A 3982-nucleotide genomic window follows, 5' to 3' on the forward strand; every position below is an offset into this window, starting at 1 on the left:
TTCGTGTTGGGTCTGCGAGGCCGTTACGCGGAGCGGTCGCTGCCGGGGCCGTCGTAGTCCTCGCCGTAGGCGCCCTTGGCGGGGCGGCGACGGCGCATGGGGGGCTCGACGCCGTCCGCGAGGCGGCGGGCGGTGACGAGGAATCCGGTGTGGCCGATCATCCGGTGGTCCGGGCGGACGGCGAGGCCTTCCACGTGCCAGTTGCGGATCATCGATTCCCACGGCTGCGGTTCGGCGAAGCAGCCGATCTCGCGGATGGACTCGACGGTCTTGGACAGCTGGGTGGTGGTGGCCACGTAGCAGCAGAGGATGCCGCCGGGGACCAGGGCCTTGGAGACGGCTTCCAGGCATTCCCAGGGGGCGAGCATGTCGAGGATGACGCGGTCGACGTCCGTGTCGGACAGGTTGTCCTGGAGGTCGCCGACGGTCAGCTGCCACGCGGGGTGGGTGCCGCCGAAGTAGCGTTCGACGTTGGCGGTGGCGATTTCGGCGAAGTCCGCGCGGCGCTCGTAGCTGTGGAGCATGCCCTGGTCGCCGATGGCGCGCAGCAGGAAGCTGCTCAGGGAGCCGGAGCCCACTCCCGCTTCCACGACGCGTGCGCCGGGGAAGATGTCGGCGAAGGCCAGGATCTGGCCCGCGTCCTTGGGGTAGACCACGGCGGCGCCGCGGGGCATGGACAGGACATAGTCGGGGAGCAGGGGGCGCAGCGCGAGGTATGCGACGTTGCCCGTGGTGCGGACAACGCTGCCTTCGGGAGCACCGATCAGCTCGTCGTGCGGGAAGGAACCCTTGTGGGTGTGGAAATTCTTCCCGGCTTCGAGCGTGAACGTGTAGTGGCGGCCCTTGGGGTCGGTGAGCTGTACCTGGTCCCCGACCTCGAAGGGCCCGCGTCGGCGGGCGGCACCGGTCGGTTCGGACATGTGACCAGTGTATTGGCTTCAGGACTGGGGCCGTGCCATGGCCTTCACGAAGGCCTTTTCGACGTCGAGGGTGGACAGGACGCCGTAGATGGTGCCGCTGGGTTCGAGGACGAGGTATTCGGTGGCGGGGGTGGCGCGGAGGTGGTCGAGGAGTTCTTCGCCGGTGAGGTCCGCTGAAACCTTCATGCCGTCGGTGAGGTCCTGGGCGAGGGTGCTGACGGCGACCCAGGGGCGGCGGTGTTCGGGGACGGAGGCGATGGCGGTTTCGCGGACGATGGCGGTGGGGTCGCCTTGTCCGTCGACGACGACGAGGGCGCGGGCGCCGGCTTCGTTGGCGCGGCGCAGGGCCTCGGAGAGGGGGGTGGTGTTCTCGACGGGGATGGCGCGTCGGGTGAGGGCGCGGGCGCGCAGTTCGGGGAGGTGCTCGCGCAGGCGGGCCATGCGCAGGCTGTTGCCGGCGCCGGTCCAGATGATGCCGGCGAGGATGGCGGCGAGCAGGGCGTCCATGACGGTGTTCATGCCGCCGATTTCCGAGGTGCGGTTGCCGAGGGCGCCGGTGTGGGTGAGGAGGGGGAGACCGAGGAGGACGGCGAGGGCGAGGCCGCGGCCGACCCAGGCGGCGGCGATGGTGCCGGTCATGGGTTTGCCGGTGATGCCCCAGATGACGGCGCGGAGCATGCGGCCGCCGTCGAGGGGGAGGCCGGGGAGCAGGTTGAAGGCGGCGACGAGCAGGTTGGAGATCATCAGGCCGGCGAGGAGGACTCCGGGGACGGTGGCCGGGTCGACGGCTTTCATGCCGAGGTAGAAGGCTCCGGTGAGGACGAGGGAGAGCAGGGGGCCGACGAAGGCGAGGACGAATTCGCGGCCGGGTGTCTCGGATTCCTTTTCGATCTCGGAGACTCCGCCGAAGAACTGGAGCTGGATGCGGCGCACGGGCAGCTTGAAGCGCAGGGCTGCGACGGTGTGCGCGAGTTCGTGGACCAGGACGGAGGCGTAGAAGGCGACGGCGAAGAAGAGGGAGACGAGGTAGCGGACGGGTCCGAGGTCGGGCAGGACGCGGTCGAGCTGGTCGCCGAAGACCCAGGTGATGAGGGCGGCGACGAGGAACCAGCTGGGCGAGACGTAGACGGGTACGCCGAAGGGGCGGCCCATGAGGAGCCCGCCGCCCGGTCCGGAGCGCCTGCTTCCGCGCTCGCCGGTCTCGTCGGTGTCTGCCACGGCTTTCCTTCGTTCGGTGCTGGTGTTTCCAGTGTGGTTCTGTTCGCGTTCGGCGTGGTGCTGTAGCGGGTTGTGATGCTCCGATCATGCAGTGCGAGGGGGCTTGGAGTCGATGGTATGCGCGTGCTGTCGGTGATGGGTCGTAGTGTTTTGTCCATGACGACGAGTCCCGGTGCTGTGCCTGGTGCAGCCGATGCCGATGCGCGGAGCGCTGTGGCGCCCTCTTCGCTCTCTCCTTCGCGGGCGAGCGATTTCATGCAGTGCCCGTTGCTGTACCGGTTCCGTGTGATCGACAGATTGCCGGAGAAGCCGAGTGCGGCGGCGACGCGGGGGACTCTGGTGCATGCGGTGCTGGAGCGGCTCTTCGATCATCCGGCGCAGGAGCGGACGGCGCCGGCGGCGAAGGCGTTGCTGCCGGGGCAGTGGGACCGGCTGCTGGAGTCGAAGCCGGAGCTGATGGAGCTGTTCCCGGCGGGTGACGAGGGGGCGGGGCTGGCGCGGTGGCTGACGGAGGCCGAGGCGCTGGTCGAGCGGTGGTTCACGTTGGAGGACCCGACGCGGCTGGAGCCGGTGGAGCGGGAGTTCTTCGTGGAGACGGAGCTGGAGTCGGGGCTGCGCCTGCGCGGGATCATCGACCGGGTGGACGTGGCGCCGACGGGTGAGGTGCGGATCGTCGACTACAAGACGGGGAAGGCGCCGCGGCCGGAGTATGCCGAGGGTGCGCTGTTCCAGATGAAGTTCTACGCGCTGGTGGTGTGGCGGCTGAAGCGGGTGGTGCCGCGGCGGCTGCAGCTGGTGTATCTGGGCAGTGGTGACGTGCTGACGTACGACCCGGTGGTCGCGGATCTGGAGCGGGTGGAGCGCAAGCTGCTCGCGTTGTGGGGGGCGATCCGGGAGGCGACGGAGTCGGGTGAGTGGCGGCCGCGGCCGACGAAGCTGTGCGGCTGGTGTGATCATCAGGTGGTGTGTCCGGAGTTCGGCGGCACTCCCCCGCCCTACCCGTTGGTGATCTCCCCGCGCCCGGAGGTGAACCCGGCGGGGCCGGAGGTCGGGCGCCCGGCGGAATCCTGATCTCGGTGTCAGGGCAGAATGGTCGGGCCCGCCGTAGCCGTCCGACGAATACGAGGTAGACCCCGTGGCGATCCGCGTCCTTCTGGTCGACGACCAGCCGCTGCTGCGCACCGGCTTCCGGATGATCCTTGAGGCGGAGGAGGACCTGGCGGTGGTCGGCGAGGCCGGGGACGGTCTGCAGGCGCTGGACCAGGTGCGGGCGCTGCAGCCCGACGTGGTGCTGATGGACATCCGGATGCCGCGGATGGACGGGGTGGAGGCGACCCGGCAGATCACCGGTCCGGAGCGGGACGGGCCGGCGAAGGTGCTGGTGCTGACCACGTTCGACCTGGACGAGTACGTGGTGGAGGCGCTGCGGGCGGGGGCGAGCGGGTTCCTGCTGAAGGACGCGCCGGCGAACGAGCTGGTGCAGGCGATCCGGGTGGTCGCGGCGGGTGAGGCGATGCTGGCGCCGAGCATCACGCGGCGACTGCTGGACAAGTACGCGGGGCATCTGCCGTCGGGTGAGGAGAGCCTTCCGAACACCCTGGGGACGCTGACGGAGCGTGAGGTCGAGGTGCTGAAGCTGGTGTCCCGGGGGCTGTCGAACGCGGAGATCGCGGCGGATCTGTTCGTGAGCGAGACGACGGTCAAGACGCATGTGGGGCACGTGCTGACGAAGCTGGGGCTGCGGGACCGGGTCCAGGCGGCGGTGTACGCGTACGAGAGCGGTCTGGTCCGCCCCGGGGCCCAGTAGGTCCGGGGGCGCGGATGCGCGAGGGGGGCCGTACGCG

Annotated in this window: 4 protein-coding genes; 2 read left to right on the forward strand and 2 right to left on the reverse strand. The window is 69.9% G+C overall.

Features of this window, described 5'->3' with window-relative positions; translation table 11 throughout:
* Nucleotides 1–23 precede the first annotated feature (23 nt).
* Nucleotides 24–920 carry a tRNA (adenine-N1)-methyltransferase gene (locus ACWGIU_RS31910; RefSeq protein ID WP_453711593.1) on the reverse strand — a complete coding sequence of 299 codons (897 nt, stop codon included), beginning with the start codon at nt 918–920 and terminating at the stop codon, nt 24–26.
* A gap of 18 nt (nt 921–938) precedes the next feature.
* Nucleotides 939–2072, reverse strand: a complete 1134-nt coding sequence (locus ACWGIU_RS31915; protein ID WP_453711594.1) for a site-2 protease family protein — start codon at nt 2070–2072, stop codon at nt 939–941.
* A gap of 222 nt (nt 2073–2294) precedes the next feature.
* On the opposite strand from ACWGIU_RS31915, the gene ACWGIU_RS31920 reads away from it, so the two are divergent.
* Together ACWGIU_RS31920 and ACWGIU_RS31925 are read left to right on the forward strand one after the other, a co-directional pair.
* On the forward strand, nt 2295–3209 hold the full coding sequence (locus ACWGIU_RS31920; RefSeq protein ID WP_453711595.1) for a RecB family exonuclease: 915 nt from the start codon (nt 2295–2297) through the stop codon (nt 3207–3209).
* A gap of 64 nt (nt 3210–3273) precedes the next feature.
* Nucleotides 3274–3945: a response regulator gene (locus tag ACWGIU_RS31925; RefSeq protein ID WP_030016364.1), complete on the forward strand. Its 672-nt coding sequence runs from the start codon at nt 3274–3276 to the stop codon at nt 3943–3945.
* Nucleotides 3946–3982 lie beyond the last annotated feature (37 nt).

It is taken from the genome of Streptomyces sp. NPDC054840, from assembly GCF_053611065.1.